The 18,193-nt window shown below is 70.3% G+C and carries 16 protein-coding genes and 1 pseudogene; 4 read left to right on the top strand and 13 right to left on the bottom strand.

Translation table 11 applies throughout. The annotated features are described in order from the left end of the window. Positions 1 to 13: 13 nt before the first annotated feature. From OG407_RS06900 to OG407_RS06925, 6 genes are all read right to left on the bottom strand, one after another. Positions 14 to 1,270, bottom strand: coding sequence for an RNA polymerase sigma factor (locus OG407_RS06900; protein WP_405856019.1), 1,257 nt, complete (start codon positions 1,268 to 1,270; stop codon positions 14 to 16). Next, positions 1,267 to 1,608, bottom strand: a complete 342-nt coding sequence (locus OG407_RS06905) for a YciI family protein (protein ID WP_328685162.1) — start codon at positions 1,606 to 1,608, stop codon at positions 1,267 to 1,269. The genes OG407_RS06900 and OG407_RS06905 overlap by 4 nt, the downstream gene beginning before the upstream one ends. Next, positions 1,605 to 2,354 (bottom strand): nuclear transport factor 2 family protein, encoded by a 750-nt coding sequence (locus tag OG407_RS06910; protein WP_405856021.1) that lies wholly within the window; start codon positions 2,352 to 2,354, stop codon positions 1,605 to 1,607. Before OG407_RS06910 ends, OG407_RS06905 begins: the two co-directional genes overlap by 4 nt. A 155-nt stretch (positions 2,355 to 2,509) precedes the next feature. Then, positions 2,510 to 4,042 carry an MFS transporter gene (locus OG407_RS06915; RefSeq protein ID WP_405856023.1) on the bottom strand — a complete coding sequence of 511 codons (1,533 nt, stop codon included), beginning with the start codon at positions 4,040 to 4,042 and terminating at the stop codon, positions 2,510 to 2,512. A gap of 11 nt (positions 4,043 to 4,053) precedes the next feature. Next, entirely contained in the window at positions 4,054 to 4,467 is a 414-nt protein-coding gene (locus OG407_RS06920) for a VOC family protein (RefSeq protein WP_405856025.1), read from the bottom strand. 6 nt (positions 4,468 to 4,473) lie between these two features. Next, positions 4,474 to 5,244 carry an SDR family NAD(P)-dependent oxidoreductase gene (locus OG407_RS06925; RefSeq protein WP_405856027.1) on the bottom strand — a complete coding sequence of 257 codons (771 nt, stop codon included), beginning with the start codon at positions 5,242 to 5,244 and terminating at the stop codon, positions 4,474 to 4,476. A 167-nt stretch (positions 5,245 to 5,411) separates the two neighbouring features. Between OG407_RS06925 and OG407_RS06930 the strand changes: the two genes are divergently transcribed. From OG407_RS06930 to OG407_RS06940, 3 genes and pseudogenes are all read left to right on the top strand, one after another. After that, positions 5,412 to 6,239: a class I SAM-dependent methyltransferase gene (locus tag OG407_RS06930; RefSeq protein WP_405856029.1), complete on the top strand. Its 828-nt coding sequence runs from the start codon at positions 5,412 to 5,414 to the stop codon at positions 6,237 to 6,239. A gap of 291 nt (positions 6,240 to 6,530) precedes the next feature. After that, the gene (gene rho / locus OG407_RS06935) at positions 6,531 to 7,670 is read left to right on the top strand and encodes a transcription termination factor Rho (protein WP_405856031.1); all 1,140 of its coding nucleotides are present in this window, start codon (positions 6,531 to 6,533) and stop codon (positions 7,668 to 7,670) included. 148 nt (positions 7,671 to 7,818) lie between these two features. Beyond that, positions 7,819 to 8,634, top strand: a pseudogene (locus OG407_RS06940) (D-alanyl-D-alanine carboxypeptidase family protein); the annotation flags it as partial. Positions 8,635 to 8,693: 59 nt separating this feature from the next. Here the strand turns inward: OG407_RS06940 and OG407_RS06945 are convergent. Together OG407_RS06945 and mptB are read right to left on the bottom strand one after the other, a co-directional pair. Then, on the bottom strand, positions 8,694 to 10,070 hold the full coding sequence (locus OG407_RS06945; protein ID WP_405856033.1) for a glycosyltransferase 87 family protein: 1,377 nt from the start codon (positions 10,068 to 10,070) through the stop codon (positions 8,694 to 8,696). After that, positions 10,067 to 11,461, bottom strand: a complete 1,395-nt coding sequence (gene mptB / locus OG407_RS06950; protein ID WP_405856035.1) for a polyprenol phosphomannose-dependent alpha 1,6 mannosyltransferase MptB — start codon at positions 11,459 to 11,461, stop codon at positions 10,067 to 10,069. The genes OG407_RS06945 and mptB overlap by 4 nt, the downstream gene beginning before the upstream one ends. Positions 11,462 to 11,598: 137 nt before the next feature. Between mptB and OG407_RS06955 the strand changes: the two genes are divergently transcribed. Beyond that, on the top strand, positions 11,599 to 12,393 hold the full coding sequence (locus tag OG407_RS06955) for an alpha/beta fold hydrolase (RefSeq protein WP_405856037.1): 795 nt from the start codon (positions 11,599 to 11,601) through the stop codon (positions 12,391 to 12,393). A gap of 6 nt (positions 12,394 to 12,399) precedes the next feature. Here OG407_RS06955 and OG407_RS06960 read toward each other — a convergent pair whose 3' ends face one another. The 5 genes from OG407_RS06960 to OG407_RS06980 form a co-directional block, all read right to left on the bottom strand. Continuing rightward, complete coding sequence (locus tag OG407_RS06960) at positions 12,400 to 13,332, bottom strand: glutaminase (RefSeq protein ID WP_329352243.1); 933 nt, start codon at positions 13,330 to 13,332, stop codon at positions 12,400 to 12,402. Positions 13,333 to 13,368: 36 nt separating this feature from the next. Next, positions 13,369 to 14,778 carry an aspartate ammonia-lyase gene (gene aspA / locus OG407_RS06965; RefSeq protein ID WP_405856039.1) on the bottom strand — a complete coding sequence of 470 codons (1,410 nt, stop codon included), beginning with the start codon at positions 14,776 to 14,778 and terminating at the stop codon, positions 13,369 to 13,371. 118 nt (positions 14,779 to 14,896) lie between these two features. Next, on the bottom strand, positions 14,897 to 15,916 hold the full coding sequence (locus OG407_RS06970) for an asparaginase (protein ID WP_405856041.1): 1,020 nt from the start codon (positions 15,914 to 15,916) through the stop codon (positions 14,897 to 14,899). 32 nt (positions 15,917 to 15,948) lie between these two features. Then, positions 15,949 to 17,391 carry an amino acid permease gene (locus tag OG407_RS06975; protein ID WP_405856043.1) on the bottom strand — a complete coding sequence of 481 codons (1,443 nt, stop codon included), beginning with the start codon at positions 17,389 to 17,391 and terminating at the stop codon, positions 15,949 to 15,951. Then, positions 17,388 to 18,065, bottom strand: coding sequence for a FadR/GntR family transcriptional regulator (locus OG407_RS06980; RefSeq protein ID WP_033278612.1), 678 nt, complete (start codon positions 18,063 to 18,065; stop codon positions 17,388 to 17,390). The genes OG407_RS06975 and OG407_RS06980 overlap by 4 nt, the downstream gene beginning before the upstream one ends. Positions 18,066 to 18,193 lie beyond the last annotated feature (128 nt).

An 18,193-nucleotide genomic window follows, 5' to 3' on the forward strand; every position in this document is an offset into this window, starting at 1 on the left:
CGGCGCACCGCCCCTACGCGGATCGACACTCCGCGAGCCGCCGCTCCAGGAACCTTCGCTCCGCCGCGTTCTCCACCAGCTCCAGCGCCCGTTCGTACGCGGCTGCCGCCTCCGCCGTACGACCGCTGCGGCGCAGCAGATCGGCGCGGGTGGCCGGCAGCAGGTGGTAGTCGGCAAGTTCGCCCGACTTCTCCAACTCGGCTACCAACACCAGCCCCGCGTCCGGGTGTTGGGCCATGCCCACGGCCACCGCCCGGTTCAGGCGCACCACGGCGGAGGGCACGAAGCGCTCCAACTCGCCGTACAGGCCCGCGATATCGGCCCAGTCGGTGTCCGCGGCCGTGGGCGCGGTGGTGTGGCAGGCGGCGATGGCGGCCTGGATCTGGTACGGCCCGGGGCGGCCCCGGCGCAGCGCGGTCTCCAACAGGGCGGCGCCCTCGTCGACTTCGGCCCGGTCCCACGCCGTACGGTCCTGGTCCTCCAAGGTCACCAGCTCCCCCGCCGCGTCCACGCGCGTGCCACGCCGGGCGTCGTGCAGCAGCAACAGGGCCAGCAGGCCGAGGACTTCGGGCTCGTCCGGCATCAGGCGGGCCAGCACCCGGGCCAGCCTGATCGCCTCCGCGCACAGGTTCGTCCGCACCAACTCGGCCCCGGACGTGGCCGCGTAGCCCTCGTTGAAGAGGAGATAGACGACCCCCAGGACGCCCGTAGTCCGCTCGGGCAGCAGATGCGCGGGCGGCACCCGGTACGGGATGCCGGCGTTGCGGATCTTCTTCTTGGCGCGCACGAGCCGTTGCGCCATGGTCGCCTCGGGGACGAGGAAGGCGCGGGCGATCTCGGGGGTGGTCAGGCCCGCGAGCGTGCGCAGGGTCAGGGCGACCCGGGCCTCGATGGGCAGCGCGGGGTGGCAGCAGGTGAAGACCAGCCGCAGCCGGTCGTCCTCGACACCGCTGTCGTCACCGTCGTACTCCGGGTCGTACGGCCCCTCGTCCCGCCCCAGCACCGCGACCTCCCGCAGTTTCGCCGCCCCGACCGCCTCCCGGCGCAGGACGTCGAGGGCGCGGTTGCGGGCGGTCGTGGTCAGCCAGGCGCCGGGGCGGCGCGGGATGCCGTCGCGCCGCCACCGGTCGAGTGCCTGGGCGAAGGCGTCCTGCGCGCACTCCTCCGCGAGGTCCCAGTCGCCGGTCACCCGGATCAGGGTGGCGACGACCTGGCCCCACTCCTCGCGGAAGGCGGCGGCGACCGCCTCCTCGACGTCCGGCACGTTCACTCCCAGACCGGCCGCACCTCGACCGAGCCGCCGGCCAGCGCGGCGGGGTGCCGGGAGGCGAGCGAGATCGCCTCGTCGAGGTCGGCGACCTCGATGATGTCGATGCCCGCGACGTACTCCTTGGACTCGACGAACGGCCCGTCGCTGAGCAGGACTTCGTCGCCCTGGACGCGGACGGTGGTGGCGTCCGCGGACGGCCGCAGCCGTGCTCCGCCGCGCATGAGGTCGCGGCTGCGGACCTCGTCGATGTACGAGGTGAAGCGGGGGTCGTCGGCGATCTCGGCGGGACTGAGTTCCTCACCGTCGACAGGTGTGCAGATCAGCAGGACGTACTTCATGACCGCTCCTCGGCCGTCGTCTCCGTGGTCTTTGTGGCCGACGAGACGTGTTCGTGGACGATCTGCCAGCGCAGGCCGGCATTGCGGTAGCCGGTGGTCACGCGCAGTACGTCGTCCAGCGGCTCGCCGTCGGCCAGGGTGCCGCGCAGCCGGACGAGGGCGTTGCCGAAGGCGATGGACTCGTCGACGCGGACGCGGAACTCCAGGACCTCGCGGGTCACCGGACCGGTCACGCTCGCGAACACGCCCTCCATGGCCTTGCGGAAGGCGTCGATCCCGTGCGCTTCCAGGCCGGTGGTGAAGTGGAAGGCCTCCACGTCCGGCGCGTAGCAGGCGACGACGCGGTCCACGTCCCGCGCGCGGACCGCTTCGGTCAGTTCGGCGTCCAGCGCGCGGATCTCCGCCTCGCCCTCCTCCTCGCCGTCCATCGGCCAGAAGGGGCGCACCTCCATCGCGCCGATGGTGGCCACAGGGTGCTTGGCCGCGGCCTCGACGGCCTCCTCCAGGGTGTCGCACTCCAGGATGTCGAATCCGGCGACGTACTCCTTGGTCTCCGCGAACGGCCCGTCGGTACGCAGCACCTCCCCGCCCCGCACCCGCACGGTGACGGCCTCGGCGGGCTGCGCGAGCCGGTGCCCGTGCAGCCGTACGTTCCGGTCGCCCAGCTCCTCCACCCAGGGTTCCACGGGTGCCGTCCCGGAGCCGTCGGCAGTGTCGTCGCCGCACACGAGCAGCATGTATTTCATGGGTCCTCCCGGTCCTCGATGAGCTTCCTACACCCCACCGACGAACGCGACCGAGCCGGATCGACACCCCGCCAAGAAAAAACACGGATGCAAAAACATGGAGAGGCCGGGGCACCGGCCCCGACCTCTCCCCTACGACCCGTACGTCTTACCTGCTACGCGGTGGCAGCCTGCACCGACGGCTCCCCCGCCCCCACAACCGCGCGCTCGGTGTTCTTGCGGACCAGCAGCAGGGTGACCACCGCGCCCAGCAGTGAGGCGCAGCCGCAGATCACCACGCCGATGGCCATGCCGTGGCCGAGCGCGGTCTGCGCGGCGGCCTTGGCCTGGGCGCTGCCCGCGTTGACGACGGCGAGCGGTCCGGCCGCCTTCTCCATGCCCGCGTCCGCCCCGCTGAGCTTTCCGACGAGGGCGGAGGACGCGAGGCTCATCGCGATGGTGGAGATCACGGCCGGTCCGAGGCCCTGCCCGAACTCGCGGACCAGGCTGGTCGCGCCGCTGGCCATGCCGGTCATGTTGATCGGTACGGCGTTCACGGCGGCGGAGGTCAGCGAGGACACCACGCAGATGAAGCCGATGCCGAGCAGCAGCACCGGGCCGATGAAGGCGGCCAGGGAGGTGGTGGTGATGGGCAGTGCGGCGATCCAGAACTGTCCGGCGGCCATGGGCAGCAGGCCGCCCATGAGGAGCCAGCGGGCGTCGATCCTGGTGAGCATCCGGCTGAGCACCGGTGCCAGCAGCAGCGGGATCAACTGCAGGATCACGAACGGCATTCCGGCCCGCAGCGCGCTCAGGTGCATCACCGCGCCGAGGCGGATCGAGACGCAGTAGGCGGTGCCGATGAACCCGAACATGCCGGCCAGGGCGACGACGGCCGCCGCCGCGAACGAGGGGATCTTCAGCAGGTCGAGGTTGAACATCGGCGAGGCCGCGCGGGTCTCCGCGACGACGAACCCGGCGAGTGCGACGGCCGCCAGGGCCAGCGAGCCGACGATCGCCGCGCTGCCCCAGCCGCGGTCGCCGCCCTCGATGATGCCCCAGAGCAGGGCGGTGAGGCCGACGGCGATGGTGATCTGCCCGGGCCAGTCCAGCGCGCGGCCCTCGGGCGCCTTCGAGTCGGTGACGAGCTTCCAGGAGGTGACCGCGACGATCAGACCGAGGACGACCGGCGGGACGAACGCCCAGCGGAAGTCGGCGACCGTGGCGAGGATCCCGGAGGACAGCGGGCCGAGCGCGGAGGCCAGGGAGATCGACAGGGCCCAGGTGGAAACGGCCTTCGCCCGGTCCTTGCCGTCGGGTGTGGCCGCCGCGATGACGGCGAGGGAGCTGGGGAACAGGGCGGCGGCGCCGATGCCGGCGAGGGCCTGCCCGGTCCACATCATGGTGATGTTCTGCGAGGTGGAGTTGAGGAGTTCGCCGAGCGCCAGGACGAGTCCGCCGAGCACCAACAGCCGCTTGCGTCCGAAGAGATCGCCCACCACACCGAAATTCAGTTCCAGAATCGCGGTGGGGAGAATGAAGGCCGAGGTGACCCAGGCTACTTGGGAACCCGACGCACCGAATGCGGCCTGAATTTCTCCGTTGATGGGCGAGGGAACGGTAATGCACAACTGTGCCGCCGCGACCGCGAGACAGCACGCTATGAGTGTTCCGGGGTCCAGTCTTTTCAAGGAGGTCGAATCCGTCATCGTGCGTGCCCTCACTCTGCGTTTTTCTCTATGAGTTCGATGAGATTTCCCTCGGGGTCACTGACCCAGGCCATCCGCACTCCGGGTTCGGGGGACGGCCCGGGTGCCATGACCTCGCCCGCGCCGTGGGCCACCAACGCGCCGTGGACGGGATCGAGTTCGGGGGTGGTGACCGCGAAGTGCCCGTATCCGTGGGTGAGTACGGCGGTCATCGGGTCCGGCGCGCGAAGGCCGGGGGCGGAGCCGGGTCTGGCGAGCAACTCGATGCGCCAGCCCCGCGGATGCTCCAGGACGACACCTCGTAGACCGGGCGCTTCGAGGTGGAACTCGAAGACGGTCTTGAGGCCGAACGCGCCCTGGTACCAAGCGACTTGGGCCGCCAGATCCCGTACGTTGACGCCCACGTGGTCGAGTCGGGTGGTCACGGCGGCTCAGCCCGCCATCGCGCTGTCGCCGCCGTCGACCATGAGGTTGGCGCCGTTGACGAAAGCCGCCTCGTCGGAGCAGAGGAAGGCGGCGGCCCGTGCGATGTCCTCGGGCCGCCCCACCCGCCCGACCGGGATACGGGCCTCCAACTGGGCCTTGGGGCCTGTCGGATCGTCGAGGAAGGGTGCGGTGGCGGAGGTGCGGGTCATGCCGGGCGCGATGGTGTTGACCCGGATGTGGTGCGGAGCGCCGGCGGCACACAGGTGGAGGCTCATGGCCAACACCCCGCCTTTGGCGGCCCCGTGGGGCACCATCGGCATGAACGGCGCCCCGCGTACGGCGGCCACGGAGGCGACGTTGAGAACGGCCCCGCCACCGCGTGCGATCAGGTGCGGCCAGGCCGCCTGCGTACAGAAGTAGGGGATGTCCAGCTCGTTCTTGATGGTGAAGTACCAGTCCTCGGCGGGCATCGTCTCGAACGGGCCGTTCCGCAGCGCGGAGGCGTTGTTGTAGAGGATGTCGATCCCGCCGAAGGCCGCGATCCCGGCCTCGATCCACTCCCGGGCACCGCCTTCGGTGGACAGGTCCACGGGTGCGAGGGACCGCATGATTCCGCCGCCCTTTTCGACGAGTTCCACGGTCTCGGCCGCACTGTCCGCGTCGATGTCACAACCGAAGACTTCAGCACCCTCCGCAGCGAATACCAGCGCCGCGGCCCGCCCTATTCCAGCCCCCGTTCCACTGATGAAAGCGATTTTCCCGGCCAGTCGACCCATGATTGCCAAGTCCCTTGTCCCGTGCCGCCGTGGTGCGGTGGTGGCAGCGTAGGTACGGCCATTGACGAGAACAAGAAATGGGTCACCGAAGGGCCATCGGGGGTTCGTATGGCTGGTATGAGGCGGGAAGCCGGAAACTCCTCACAGGTTCACGGCAGGATGTCCCCATGAGCACCGACGACCAGTCCCGGCTGATGCGCGCCAACCAGGCGAACTGGGACGCCCGCACCCCCGTCCACCTCGCCAGCCGCTTCTACGGCCTCGACGGCACCCCGGACCCGGACCGCTGGTTCGCGTCCTTCGAGTGGGACGACCTGGGCGAACTGGCCGATCGTGACGTGCTGCATCTCCAGTGCCATCTCGGCACCGAGACCCTCGCGTTCGCACAGCGCGGGGCGCGCGCCACGGGCCTCGACTTCTCCGAGGCCTCCGTCGCCGCCGCGCACGGCATCGCGGCGAAGGCGGGCCTCGACGTCGACTACGTACAAGCGAACGTGTATGACGCCGTGGAGGCCCTGGGGCAACGGCGGTTCGACGTCGTGTACACCGGCAAGGGCGCCCTGTGCTACCTGCCGGACCTGCCGCGCTGGGCGGACACGGTCGCCCAACTCCTGCGCCCCGGCGGCCTGTTGTACATCGTCGAGTTCCACCCCCTGCTCAACTCGCTGGGCCCGAAGCCGACTCCGGGCGAGGGACCGGAACTCCTGCTCCGCCACGACTACCTGGGCGGCGGGGGCCCGGTGCACCGGGACGCGACGTTCACGTACACCGACGGCCCGGCCGTAGCCGGGGCGACCGACAGCTACGAGTGGATGCACGGAATAGACGAGGTCATCAACGCGTTGACGACAGCGGGACTGAACATCCGGGGCCTTCGCGAGAGCGACGAACTGCCGTGGCCGCGCTGGCCGCAGATGGTCCGGACCGAGACCGGCTGGTGGCGCCTGCCCGAGCCCCGGATCCCGCTCCTGTACGGCCTCTTGGCGAGCCGCTGAGCCCTACGTCACACCCAGAGCCGCACCGGGTGTGCTACGGTGCAGTCAGCACTTGTGCACGCCCCTTTCTGGGCGCCGGTGCGGATCTCATTTCACCTTCGCCGAACAGCCCGTCGATCTCCGACCGGCACACCGGCTTCTCCACACCACTTCGTGACCGACGTTTTGTCGTCGTACCCGAGGTGATGTTCCCCGCCGCCCCGAGGAGCGCCAGTTCGCCCTCCACCTGCGGCTTCTCCCCCCTTCCTTCCGCATGACACATGCATCCCGTCCTTGAAAGGACCCCCCATCATGACCACCACACTCGAACCCCCAGTACAGGAACAGCCCCGCGTCCAGACCGCCACCGGTGTCCTCGACATCGACGGCAACGGGAAGGGGCACCTGCGGGCACTGGACTGCCAGCCCACGCCCACCGACCTCCAGGTCTCCCCCGCGCTGATCCGCCGACACGGCCTGCGCAAGGGCGACCTCGTGGAAGGCGTCCGCGGCGGGCAACGCGCCCTGACCGAGGTCGCGTTCGTCAACGGGCACACACCCGCCGAACTGCGCGGCCGACGCCACTTCCGTGACCTGACCCCGTTGCACCCGCGTGAGCGGCTGCACCTCGAACACCCGGCGGCCGGCCTGACCGGGCGCGTCGCCGACCTGATCGCCCCCGTCGGCAAGGGCCAGCGCGGGCTGATCGTGGCCCCGCCCAAGACCGGCAAGACCGTACTGCTCCAGCAGATCGCGGCGGCCGTCGCCGGCAACCACCCCGAGGCCCGCCTCATGGTCGTCCTGCTCGACGAGCGGCCCGAGGAGGTCACCGACATGCGGCGCTCCGTGCGCGGCGAGGTGTACGCCTCCACCTTCGACAAGGCCCCCAAGCAGCACATCGCGCTGGCCGAACTCGTCATCGAGCGGGCCAAGCGCCTCGTCGAGGCGGGCGAGGACGTCGTGATCCTCCTCGACTCACTGACCCGGCTGTGCCGGGCGCACAACAACGCGGCGGCCTCCGGTGGCCGCACCCTCAGCGGCGGCGTCGACTCGACCGCGCTGATCGGCCCGAAGAAGTTCTTCGGCGCCGCCCGCCTGGCCGAGGAGGGCGGTTCGCTCACCATCCTCGCCACCGCACTGGTGGAGACCGGCTCCCTCGCCGACAGCGTCTACTTCGAGGAACTCAAGAGCACCGGCAACATGGAACTCCGCCTCAGCCGCGACCTGGCCTCCCGCCGGATCTTCCCGGCCATCGAGATCACCCCGTCCGGTACCCGCCGAGAGGAACTCCTCCTCACCCCGGCCGAGTTGACGGCGGTACGAGGCCTCCGCCGCGTCCTCCAGAACAGGGACGCCCAGGGCAGCCTGGAAACTCTGCTGGAGCGGATGCGAGAGACCCCGGACAACGCGACGTTCCTACGGCAGATCCAGCCAACTCTGCCCACAAACTGACCCGAGCGCCTTTCCCCAGGGGCGCGGGGAACTGCGCGCCCAGCCCCCACCGGGCCCGCAGACAAATCACTAGCGCATCCGGGTGTTGACGAACCCCCCTCGGCCCGGCCAACACCCTCCGCAGCGTCTCCGTTCCTACGTTTGCGGTATGACAATCGGATTCCCACCCCGGATCACCGTGTCGGCCTGCGCCCTCTGCCTCGCGGGCGCCCTCGCGTTCACCCCCGCCACGGCGACAGCCCACACCGGGTCGGACCCCGGCACAGCAACACCCCCACCCGCACTCCTGAACCACCCCGACACCCAGGTCCGCCCACACCCCGGCGCCCCCAACATCCCGGACGTCTCCGCCCTCTCCTGGCTCGTCGCAGACACCCACACCGGCGAAGTCCTCGCCGCCCACGACGCCCACCGCAGGCTCCCACCCGCCAGCACCCTGAAGACCCTCTTCGCCCTGACCGTCCTCCCCGCACTCCCCGGCGGCATCCAACACCGCGTCAGCGAACAGGACCTGGCCGGCATCGGCGAGGGCAGCAGCCTCGTCGGCGTCGAGGAAGGCCACACGTATCGCGTCGCCGACCTGTGGCGAGGGGTCTTCCTCAACTCCGGGAACGACGCCGTGCACGTGCTCGCCTCCCTCAACGGCGGCTGGCAGACCACGGCCACGCGGATGCAGGCCAAGGCACGGGCTCTCGGCGCCCTCGACACCCATGTCGTCTCGCCCGACGGCTACGACACCGACGGCCAGGTGTCCTCCGCCTACGACCTCGCGGTGTTCGGCCGCGCCGGACTGCGCAACGCCGACTTCGCCCGCTACTGCTCCACCGCCGAGGCGCAGTTCCCGGGTGAGGGATCGTCGTACGGCATCCAGAACACCAACCGGCTGCTGACCGGCAACGACGGTGTGGAGCGGTATCCGGGGGTCATCGGTGTGAAGAACGGCTACACCACGCACGCGGGCAACACCCTTGTCGCGGCGGCCCGTCGGGGCGGGCGGTCGCTCGTCGTCACGGTGATGAATCCTCAGGCGGGCGGTGGCTTCACCGTGTACGAGGAGGCGCGCGAGCTGCTCGACTGGGGGTTCGCGGCGGCCGGGCGGGTCGATCCGGTGGGGTCGCTGGACGCGTTGCGGGCCAGGCCGAGGTCGGGTCCCTCGGCGGTGCCGGTGGCCGCGGCGGTCGTACCGGACGAGGGTCCGGGCTGGGCCGAGACGGCGGCGATCGTGGCCGCGGCCGTGCTGGGCGCGGGCGCGGTGGTGGCCGCGATCCGGCTCAGGATCAGGCGGCTCCCGCCGGTCTGACCCGTCGGCAGCCACAGCAGCAGGCCGAGGGTGATCCAGGTGTACGTGTTGCTGCCGAGGAAGCCGTCGATGCCCGAGGAGTCGTCGAACCACAGCCACACGACGCTCGTGCACATCACCGCGTAGAGGGCGCCCGCGATCCGTGGGTGCCCGGCGCGGACCAGCACGGCGAACGACGGCAGCAGCCACACGAGGTGGTGCACCCAGGTGATCGGGCTGATCAGGCACGCGGTCAGCCCGGTCAGCGCGACCGCGGCCGTCCAGTCCCCCAGGACGATCGCACGGCGCGCACGCACCGCCCACACGGCCAGGACAAGGACGACGACCGTCGCCCACAGCGGGCGGCCCGTCTCGCCGAGCCGGGCCAGGACGCCTTGCAGGGACTGGTTGGAGACGTAGTCGAGGCGGCCCACCCGGGTCGTGTCCCACAACGCGTCGGTCCAGTAGAACGTCGAGGCGGCCGGGACCACCAGGGCCGCGAGCCCGGTCGCCGCGAGCGCCACAGCCGTCGCCACCGCGGCGGCTTTCCAGCGTCTGGCCAGCAGCAACAGGGCGATGAACAGGGCCGGCGTGAGCTTGATCGCCGCCGCGAGGCCGGTGCCTACGCCCGCCCAGCGGCCCCGGCCGGTGGACAGCAGCCAGCCGTCGCCGAGGACTAGGGCCAGCAGTATGAGGTTCACCTGCCCGAAGCTGAAGGTGTCGCGCAAGGGCTCGAACAGCGCCAGCCCGCAGGCCACCAGCGCCCACCCGAACCAGCCGTAGCGCCGCCAGCCGGGCCCGGCCAGGATGCGCAGGACGACGCCGAGAGCCGCGAGGTTGAGGACGAGTGCGGCGATGATCGCGGTGCCGAGGCCGAGGTACGCCATCGGGGCCATGCCGACGGCGGCGAACGGCGGGTAGGTGAAGCCGTACGTCGTGCCGGGCACCCGGTAGTCGTAGATCCGGCCGCCGTGGTGGAGCCAGGTGTGGACGGTGCCGTAGTAGACGCGCAGGTCGAACCAGTCGCGCAGCAGCGGGACGGTCACGGTGAAGACGGCGACGACCGCGGCGAGGGCCAGCACCAGGAGGAGTCGGCCGCGGTCGGTGGCGGGTGTTCTCATGCCGTACGTCCCAGGGCCGGGGCCTCCGCCGCCTGGCGGGCCTGCCAGAGGACGACGATCGCGAGGACGCCGCCGGAGACGGCCAGCACGAGTTGTCCGGCGTCGGCGGGACCGCCGCTGGGCAGGACGGCGAGGGCGAGGACGCCGGTGACGGCGGCCACCCGGTGTCGTACGGACGTGCTGGGCGCGGCGGCGGCGATCAGGAAGAGACCCCACAGGGCGTACCAGGGGCGGATCGCCGGGCCGAAGGCGGCGACGACGGCGAGGCTCAGGCCGAGCGCGTAGACCGGGCTGGGGCGCAGGCGGAACCAGATGGCGAGGATGGCCGCGCCGGTGACCGCGAGGCCGAGGGCGTGCCAGGCCGGGACGGCGAGGGGGGCGAGATCGCTGCCGAGGTGTTTCAGCAGGGCGCCGGTGGCGCGGCCGAGGAGGCTGGTGAGGGCCCAGTTGTGCGCCGAGACGGGTGTGTCGAGGGCGCCTATCCAGCCGTAGCCCGTGCCCGCGAAGGCCGTGGCCGCGACCGTGGTGGCGGCGGACGCGACGACGGTCGTCGTGACGGCCTTGGCCGGGCGGTGGCCCGCGCGGATCTGGAGGAGCACGACCGCGGCGAGGCCGAGCGCGGCCGGTGCCTTGACCAGGGCGGCGAGCGTGACGAGTACGGCGCCCAGGACCGGCCAGCGGCCGAGGGCGGCGACCAGGCCGACGCCGAGCAGGCCGAGCATGATCGCGTCGTTGTGGGCGCCCGCGACGAGGTGCAGCAGGACCAGCGGGTTGAGGGCGCCGAGCCAGAGCGCGGCGGCCGGGTCGGCGCCGCTGTGCCGGGCGAGCCGGGGCAGCGCGGCGGCCATCAGGCCCACTCCGAGGAGCGCGACGAGCCGCATCCCGAAGAGCCCGGCGGGGAGTTCACCGCGGGTCAGTCCGGACAGCCACGACGCCACGGCGAGGAACACCGGACCGTACGGCGCCCCGGTGTGCTGCCACAGCGGGGCGACCTCGTCGGCGAGGGGGCCGCCGAGCGCGGCCGGACCGTGCGCGTAGACGTCCATGTGGGCGTCGACCATCGCGCCCTGGGCGAGATAGCTGTACACGTCCCGGCTGAACAGCGGCGGCGCGAGCAGCAGCGGGGCCGCCCACACGGCGAGGACCAGGAACAGGGAGCGCGGGGTGGGCGGTTCGGCGCTGCGGATCAGCTTGCCCAGCAGCAGCCAGGCCGCTATCAGCAGGACGACACCGAAGTAGACCCCGACCAGCCCGAGCGCCGCCTGCGCGGAGGCCGGGGAGAAGAGGTCCGCGGCCGGCAGCGCCCCGGCCGTCTCACCGCCCAGCGCGAGGACGGCGGTACCGGCGAGACCGAGTACCTGGCAGCGGCGGAGATCGACGGGAAAAGCCATGGCCAACACTCGCCAAGCGTGTCAACGCCGGATGGCGGGAAGGCGACCTGCCGCTCTCGGGGCGGCGGACTGCGCGTGACCTCCGTGTGCTCGGCCCTCGGCACCGATGAGTTCTCGGTCCGCGACCGGTCTCCCTGATGACCGACTTTCCCAGAACGGACGTGATGACCGTGCCGACCAGCTCCGCCCGCACCAAGGTGAACGGCCAGGAGATGTACTACGAGATCCATGGCACCGAGCACGAGGGCCGACGCCCGCTGGTGCTGCTGCACGGCGGTGTGCAGACCGTCGGTCTGACCTTCGGGACGATGCTGCCCGCGCTGTCCGCCGAGCGGTACGTGATCGCCCCCGAACTCCAGGGCCACGGCCACACCGCCGACACCGACCGGCCGCTGACGATCCCCGACCTGGCCTCCGACGTGGTCGCGCTGCTCGACGAACTCGGCGTCCGCCAGGCCGACTTCATCGGCTTCAGCCTCGGCGGACTGGTCACGCTGGAGATCGCGGTCCGGCACCCGGAGCGGGTCGGACGGATCGTGCCGGCGGCCGCTCAGTACAGCCAGGACGGCATCCACGAGGAGATCCGCACCCCCGACTTCAGCTCGCCCCGGATGCCCGGCCAGGCGGACTTCGAGGAGATGTCCGACGCCTACGCGGCCGTCGCACCGCACCCCGAGCACTTCCACGACTTCCTCGCCAAGGCCTCGGCGGCGGCGAACGAACCGCTGCCCTGGACCGCCGACGACCTGCGCGCGGTGACCGCGCCCACCCTCCTCGTCATCGGTGACACCGACTTCATGCGCATCGAGCACGCGGCCGAGATGCACCGGCTGATCCCCGACGCACAACTCGCCGTGCTGCCCGGCACCACGCACATGGGGGTCATGCGGCACAAGGTCCTGCTGCCGCTGCTCACCGAGTTCCTGGGCTGAGGCCGATCAGAACACGGACACCCCGGTGAGCGTCGTGAAGCGGTCCAGGGCCGCGACGCCGGCCACCGAGTTCCCCCGCTCGTCAAGTCCCGGGCTCCACACGGCGAGCGTGCACCGGCCCGGGACGATCGCGATGATCCCGCCGCCCACCCCGCTCTTGCCGGGCAGCCCCACCCGGTAGGCGAACTCGCCCGCCGCGTCGTACGTCCCGCACGTCAGCATCACCGCGTTGACCTGCTTGGCCTGGGTGAGGGTGAGCAGCCGGGAGCCGTCGGCGCGGCTGCCGTGCCGGGCCAGGAAACCGGCGGCGAGGGCGAGGTCCGCGCAGGACGCCATGACGGAGCACTGCCGGAAGTACTGGTCCAGGAGGACGGGCACCTCGTTGTCGATGTTGCCGTAGGACTTCATGAAGTGGGCGAGGGCCGCGTTGCGGTCACCGTTCGCGGACTCGGAGGCGGCGACCTCCTTGTCGAAACCGAGGGACGGGTTCCCGCTCTCCGTACGCAGAAAGGCCAACAGCTCTCCGGCAGCGTCTCCGGTACGGGTCTGGAGGCGGTCGGTGACGACGAGCGCGCCCGCGTTGATGAACGGGTTGCGCGGGATGCCGCTCTCGTACTCCAGCTGGACAAGGGAGTTGAAGGGGTTGCCGGAGGGCTCGCGGCCCACGTGCTCCCAGAGTTCGTCGCCCTCGCGGGCCAGGTCGAGCGCGAGGGTGAAGACCTTGGTGATGGACTGCGTGGAGAACGGCTGTTGCCAGTCCCCCACGCCGTACACCGTGCCGTCCAGTTCCGCGACGGCCATGCCGAAGCGGCGCGGGTCGCAGGCCGCGAGCGCCGGGATGTAGTCGGCGGCCTGGCCGCGGCCTGGCATCCGCTCGATCTCACCGGCGATGCGCTCCAGGACCGGCTGGAAGGCCATGGATGGGGACATGATCACCATTGTGCCTCCGGGCGGGTCCTGGTGCGCGTCCGCGGATCAGACAGCCACGGGGCCGGTGCCGGCCAGGACCTCGGGCCGCAGCAGGGCGGCGAGCGTCTCGGCGGGCAACAGGCCTTTCTCCAGGACGAGTTCGGCCACGCCCCGGCCGGTGGCGAGGGCCTCCTTGGCGATGTCGGTGGCGGCCGTGTACCCGATGTGCGGGTTCACCGCGGTCACCAGGCCGATGGAGTTCTCCACGCTCGCGCGCAGCGCCTCGGTGTTGGCGGTGATGCCGTCCACGCACCGCTCGGCGAGGGTGAGGCAGGCGGCCCGCAGATGCGTGATGGACTCCGACAGCGAGTGCAGGATGATCGGCTCGAACGCGTTGAGCTGGAGCTGTCCGGCCTCGGCGGCCATCGTGATGGTGACGTCGTTGCCGATCACCTCGAAGGCGACCTGGTTGACGACCTCGGGGATCACCGGGTTGACCTTGCCCGGCATGATGCTCGAACCGGCCTGCACCGGCGGCAGGTTGATCTCCCCGAGCCCCGCACGCGGCCCCGAGGACAGCAGCCGCAGATCGTTGCAGCTCTTGGAGAGCTTGACCGCAACGCGCTTGAGCACCCCCGACATCTGCACGAACGCCCCGCAGTCCTGCGTGGCCTCGACCAGGTTGGCCGCCGTCACCAGCGGCAGCCCGGTGATCTCCGAGAGATGCCGCCGGGCCGACTCCGCATACCCGGCAGGAGCATTGAGCCCGGTCCCGATGGCCGTGGCCCCCAGGTTGATCTCATGGATCAACTGCACAGCCTCGTCAAGACGTTGACGATCCTCGTCAATCATGACCGCGTACGCCGAGAACTCTTGACCGAGCGTCATCGGCACCGCGTCCTGCAACTGTGTACGGCCCATCTTGAGCACGTCACGGAACTCAACAGCCTTACGGCCGAAGGCGTCCTGCAGTACAGCCATCGCCTTGAGCAGTCCATGCACGGCGAAGACGGTCGCTATCTTGACGGCGGTCGGATACACGTCATTGGTCGACTGCCCAAGGTTGACGTCCTCGTTGGGGTGCAGGTACTGGTACTCCCCCTTGCCATGCCCGAGCAACTCCAACGCCCGGTTCGCGACAACCTCGTTGGCGTTCATGTTGGTCGAGGTACCGGCCCCGCCCTGCACCACGTCCACCACGAACTGGTCGTGCAGCTTGCCGGCCCGGATCTCCCGGCAGGCGGCGACGATGGCGCCCGTCTTCTCCGGCGAGAGCAGCCCCAACTCCTCATTGGCGAGAGCAGCGGCCTCCTTGACGGCGGCGAGAGCATTGATCAAGTGCGGATAGATGGAGATCGGCGTCCCGGTGATGGGGAAGTTCTCCGTGGCCCGCAGGGTGTGAACACCCCAGTAGGCATCGCCGGGTACATCCCGATCTCCGAGCAGATCATGTTCGCGACGGCTGACGACAGTCATGGGTTCCTCTTCCAACAGCGTTCAGGTGCTTTTTAGGGGCACGGGGCTGTATCGATATGCGGCTCCGCCGCGTGGGCGCGACCAGCCACAACGGACCCGCAGCAACCCCACAACAGATCTAGGCACACGCAGACAACGGCGGCACAGGGTCCAACGCACGCACCGGCCGAACACAACCAACCGGCTCGCCCCCACCGAGCAACGGCTCCCCCGCGAACTCGGTGAGCAGCCCTTCCTCAACCCCGGCCCGCACCAGCGCAGCCGCAGCGACAGGCACCCGCGCCCGATTGGCCCCGTCCGAGACCTTCACAGCAACAGCCCGCCCATCAGGCAACGCGGCAACCTGAACCCCCTCGAACCCGTCCTTGGCAAGCAGCCCAGGAACGGCCCGCATCAACGCGGCCACATCCCGCCCCGCCCCGGACGCCATCTCCGCAAACTCCCGCATTGCGTCAGCAACCCGAGCCTCAGGCGTCCCAGGCGCAGCGGTGGTGATCCGAGCAACGGCCCGAGCGAGCCCATGCAGGGAGATGGAGAACAAAGGAGCCCCACACCCGTCGACCGTCACCCGAGCGATCCGCTGCCCGGTGAGATCCTCGACGATCTCCGCGATCGCCTGCTGCAACGGATGGGCCGGATCGAGATAGTCGTCCAGGGACCACCCGTTGAGCTTCGCCACGTACAACATGGCCGCGTGCTTCCCGGAACAGTTCTGGGCGAGCCGGGACGGCGCCCGCCCCTCGCGCACCCAGGCATCCCGCACGACCGGGTCGAACGGGAGGTCGGGAACGTTGCGCAGGGAGTCCTCCGTGAGCCCGGCGAGTTCGAGGATCCGCCGGGCCCCGGCGAGGTGACGTTCCTCGCCGGAGTGGCTGGCGGCGGCGAGCGAGAGCAGCTCACCGTCGAGCGGCAACCCGGCCCGCACCATGGCGACGGCCTGCACGGGCTTGATCGCCGAGCGCGGATAGAACGCCGCCTCGATGTCGCCGATCTGGAGCTGGACCTGGCCGTCGGCATCGAGGACGACGACGGAGCCGTAGTGGATGCCCTCGATCATTCCGCCGCGTATGAGGTGGGCGACGGGTGCGTGGAGGGGTTCACGGATGAGGGGTGGGTCCGCGAGGGAACTGCTGTACATCTCTGCCTGTCGGGGTCAGGACGACGTGGGTCTCACGCGTCGGGTGCGGTGGAGGACGTGCTGGCCACGCGGCGGCGGACGGCGAACCATCCGGCGACGAGCGCGGCGGCGATCAGCGGCAGACAGAGCACGGTGGTGCGTCCGGCGCCGCCGTCGGCGTACATGAGGACCAGGACGGAGGCGAGGAAGGCCAGCGTCACGAGTTCGGTCCAGGGGGAACCCGGCAACCGGTAGCTGGGGCGGGTCAGTTCGCCCTTCTCGGTCTTCCGCCAGAAGAGGAAGTGACAGAGCATGATCATGCCCCAGGTGGAGAGGATGCCGATCGCCGCGAAGTTGAGGACGATCTCGAACGCGTCCGCCGGGACCACGAAGTTGAGGCCGACGCCGAGGACGCAGATGCCGCTGGTGAGCAGGATGCCGCCGTAGGGGACCTGGCTGCGGCTCATGACCGAGGTGAACTTGGGGGCGGAGCCGGACATCGCCATGGAGCGGAGGATGCGGCCGGTGGAGTACAGGCCGGAGTTGAGCGAGGACATGGCCGCGGTGAGGACGACGAGGTTCATGACACCCCCGGCCGCCGGGATACCGATGTTCGACAGCACGGTCACGAAGGGACTCTGGCCCGCGCTGTACTTGTTCCAGGGCAGCAGGATCGAGAGCAGGACGACCGAGCCGACGTAGAAGAGGGCGACGCGCCACATGATCGAGTTGATCGCCTTCGGCATGATCTTCTCAGGGTTCTCGGTCTCGCCGGCGGCTACGCCGACCAGTTCGACGGAGGCGTAGGCGAAGACGACGCCCTGGATGATCAGGAGCATGGGCAGCAGGCCGTTGGGGAAGATGCCGCCGTTGTCGGTGATCAGGGACGGGCCGGGGGTGGTGCCGTCGACCTGGTGCTGGGTGACCAGCAGGAAGATGCCGATCAGCATGAAGACGACGAGTGCGCTGACCTTGATGATCGCGAACCAGAACTCCAGCTCGCCGAACATCCGCACCGAGATCAGGTTCACCGTGAGGACCACGGCGAGCGCGATGAGGGCGATCACCCACTGGGGGATGTCGGAGAACATGCTCCAGTAGTGGGTGTAGACGGCCACGGCGGTGATGTCGGCGATGCCGGTGGTGGCCCAGTTGAGGAAGTACATCCAGCCCGCTATGTACGCGCCCTTCTCACCCAGGAATTCGCGGGCGTACGACACGAAGGCGCCGGACGAGGGCCGGTAGAGGACGAGTTCGCCGAGGGCGCGGACGACGAGGAAGGCGAAGAGGCCGCAGACCGCGTACGCGATGAAGAGGGAGGGGCCGGCGTCGGCCAGGCGACCGCCCGCGCCGAGGAACAGGCCGGTGCCGATCGCGCCGCCGATGGCGATCATGTTGACGTGCCGGGACTTCAGGGACTTGCTGTAGCCGGCGTCTCCGGCGTCGACATGGCCGGATCGTTTCTGCACGCCGTCGTGCAGGGACTGCTCGCTCACGCCTCGGGTCCGCCTTCCGTGGGGGTGTTCGTGCGCGCGGGGCGCACGATGTCGGTGAGGGTCGTCTCGACCCGGTCGAGGTGGTGGGACATGGCCTCGACGGCGTCCGGCTCACTGCCGTCGATCAGCGCCTCGACGATCGCCCGGTGCTCGCGGTTGGACTGCTCGCGCCGGCCGCCGAGTTCGTTGAGGAACGCGGACTGGCGGGCCAGCGCGTCGCGGATCTCCTCGATGACCCGGCGGAACACCGGGTTCTGGGCGGCCTCGGCCACCGCGAGGTGGAAGAGCGTGTCCATCGCGACCCACGCGGTGGTGTCGGTCTCCTGTTCCATGCGGTCCAGGAGGTGGGCCAGGTGGTCCAGGTTCTCCGGGGTGCGGCGCAGTGCCGCGTACCCGGCGACCGGGATCTCGACGTGGCGGCGCACTTCCAGCAGGTCGCTGGCCGCGTAGTCGCCGAAGGTGGGGTCCTCCACGGCGTTGGCCACCACGAAGGTGCCCTTGCCGGTCTTGGAGACGGTCAGCCCCATGGTCTGCAGGGCTCGCAGAGCCTCGCGGAGCACGGGCCTGCTGATCTCCAGGGTGCGGCACAGCTCCGCCTCGGAGGGGAGCTTGTCGCCGATGGCGTAGTCGCCGCGCTCGATGGCGCCGCGGAGGTGGACAAGCACCGCTTCCATGGCGCTGACGCGCCGCGGCCCGACTCCACCTGTCTGGCTGTCTGACAGGTTCACGGACGTGATCCTGCGGGTGACGGGACAGTGCTGTCAAGCGATCCGAAAAGAAAAATTCAGCGGGCATGAAGCCT

Origin of the sequence: Streptomyces sp. NBC_01515, from assembly GCF_045040345.1 — a bacterium.
Lineage (GTDB): Bacteria > Actinomycetota > Actinomycetes > Streptomycetales > Streptomycetaceae > Streptomyces.

Excerpts from the sequence above, each read along its gene's own strand:
- OG407_RS06925 (WP_405856027.1), bottom strand. The coding sequence starts at position 5,244 with ATGGGTCGACTGGCCGGGAAAATCGCTTTCATCAGTGGAACGGGGGCT.
- OG407_RS06910 (WP_405856021.1), bottom strand. The coding sequence starts at position 2,354 with ATGAAATACATGCTGCTCGTGTGCGGCGACGACACTGCCGACGGCTCC.
- rho (WP_405856031.1), top strand. The coding sequence starts at position 6,531 with ATGACCACCACACTCGAACCCCCAGTACAGGAACAGCCCCGCGTCCAG.
- OG407_RS06930 (WP_405856029.1), top strand. The coding sequence starts at position 5,412 with ATGAGCACCGACGACCAGTCCCGGCTGATGCGCGCCAACCAGGCGAAC.
- OG407_RS06905 (WP_328685162.1), bottom strand. The coding sequence starts at position 1,608 with ATGAAGTACGTCCTGCTGATCTGCACACCTGTCGACGGTGAGGAACTC.
- OG407_RS06945 (WP_405856033.1), bottom strand. The coding sequence starts at position 10,070 with ATGAGAACACCCGCCACCGACCGCGGCCGACTCCTCCTGGTGCTGGCC.
- mptB (WP_405856035.1), bottom strand. The coding sequence starts at position 11,461 with ATGGCTTTTCCCGTCGATCTCCGCCGCTGCCAGGTACTCGGTCTCGCC.
- aspA (WP_405856039.1), bottom strand. The coding sequence starts at position 14,778 with ATGACTGTCGTCAGCCGTCGCGAACATGATCTGCTCGGAGATCGGGAT.
- OG407_RS06980 (WP_033278612.1), bottom strand. The coding sequence starts at position 18,065 with ATGGAAGCGGTGCTTGTCCACCTCCGCGGCGCCATCGAGCGCGGCGAC.
- OG407_RS06960 (WP_329352243.1), bottom strand. The coding sequence starts at position 13,332 with ATGGTGATCATGTCCCCATCCATGGCCTTCCAGCCGGTCCTGGAGCGC.
- OG407_RS06970 (WP_405856041.1), bottom strand. The coding sequence starts at position 15,916 with ATGTACAGCAGTTCCCTCGCGGACCCACCCCTCATCCGTGAACCCCTC.
- OG407_RS06915 (WP_405856023.1), bottom strand. The coding sequence starts at position 4,042 with ATGACGGATTCGACCTCCTTGAAAAGACTGGACCCCGGAACACTCATA.
- OG407_RS06955 (WP_405856037.1), top strand. The coding sequence starts at position 11,599 with ATGACCGACTTTCCCAGAACGGACGTGATGACCGTGCCGACCAGCTCC.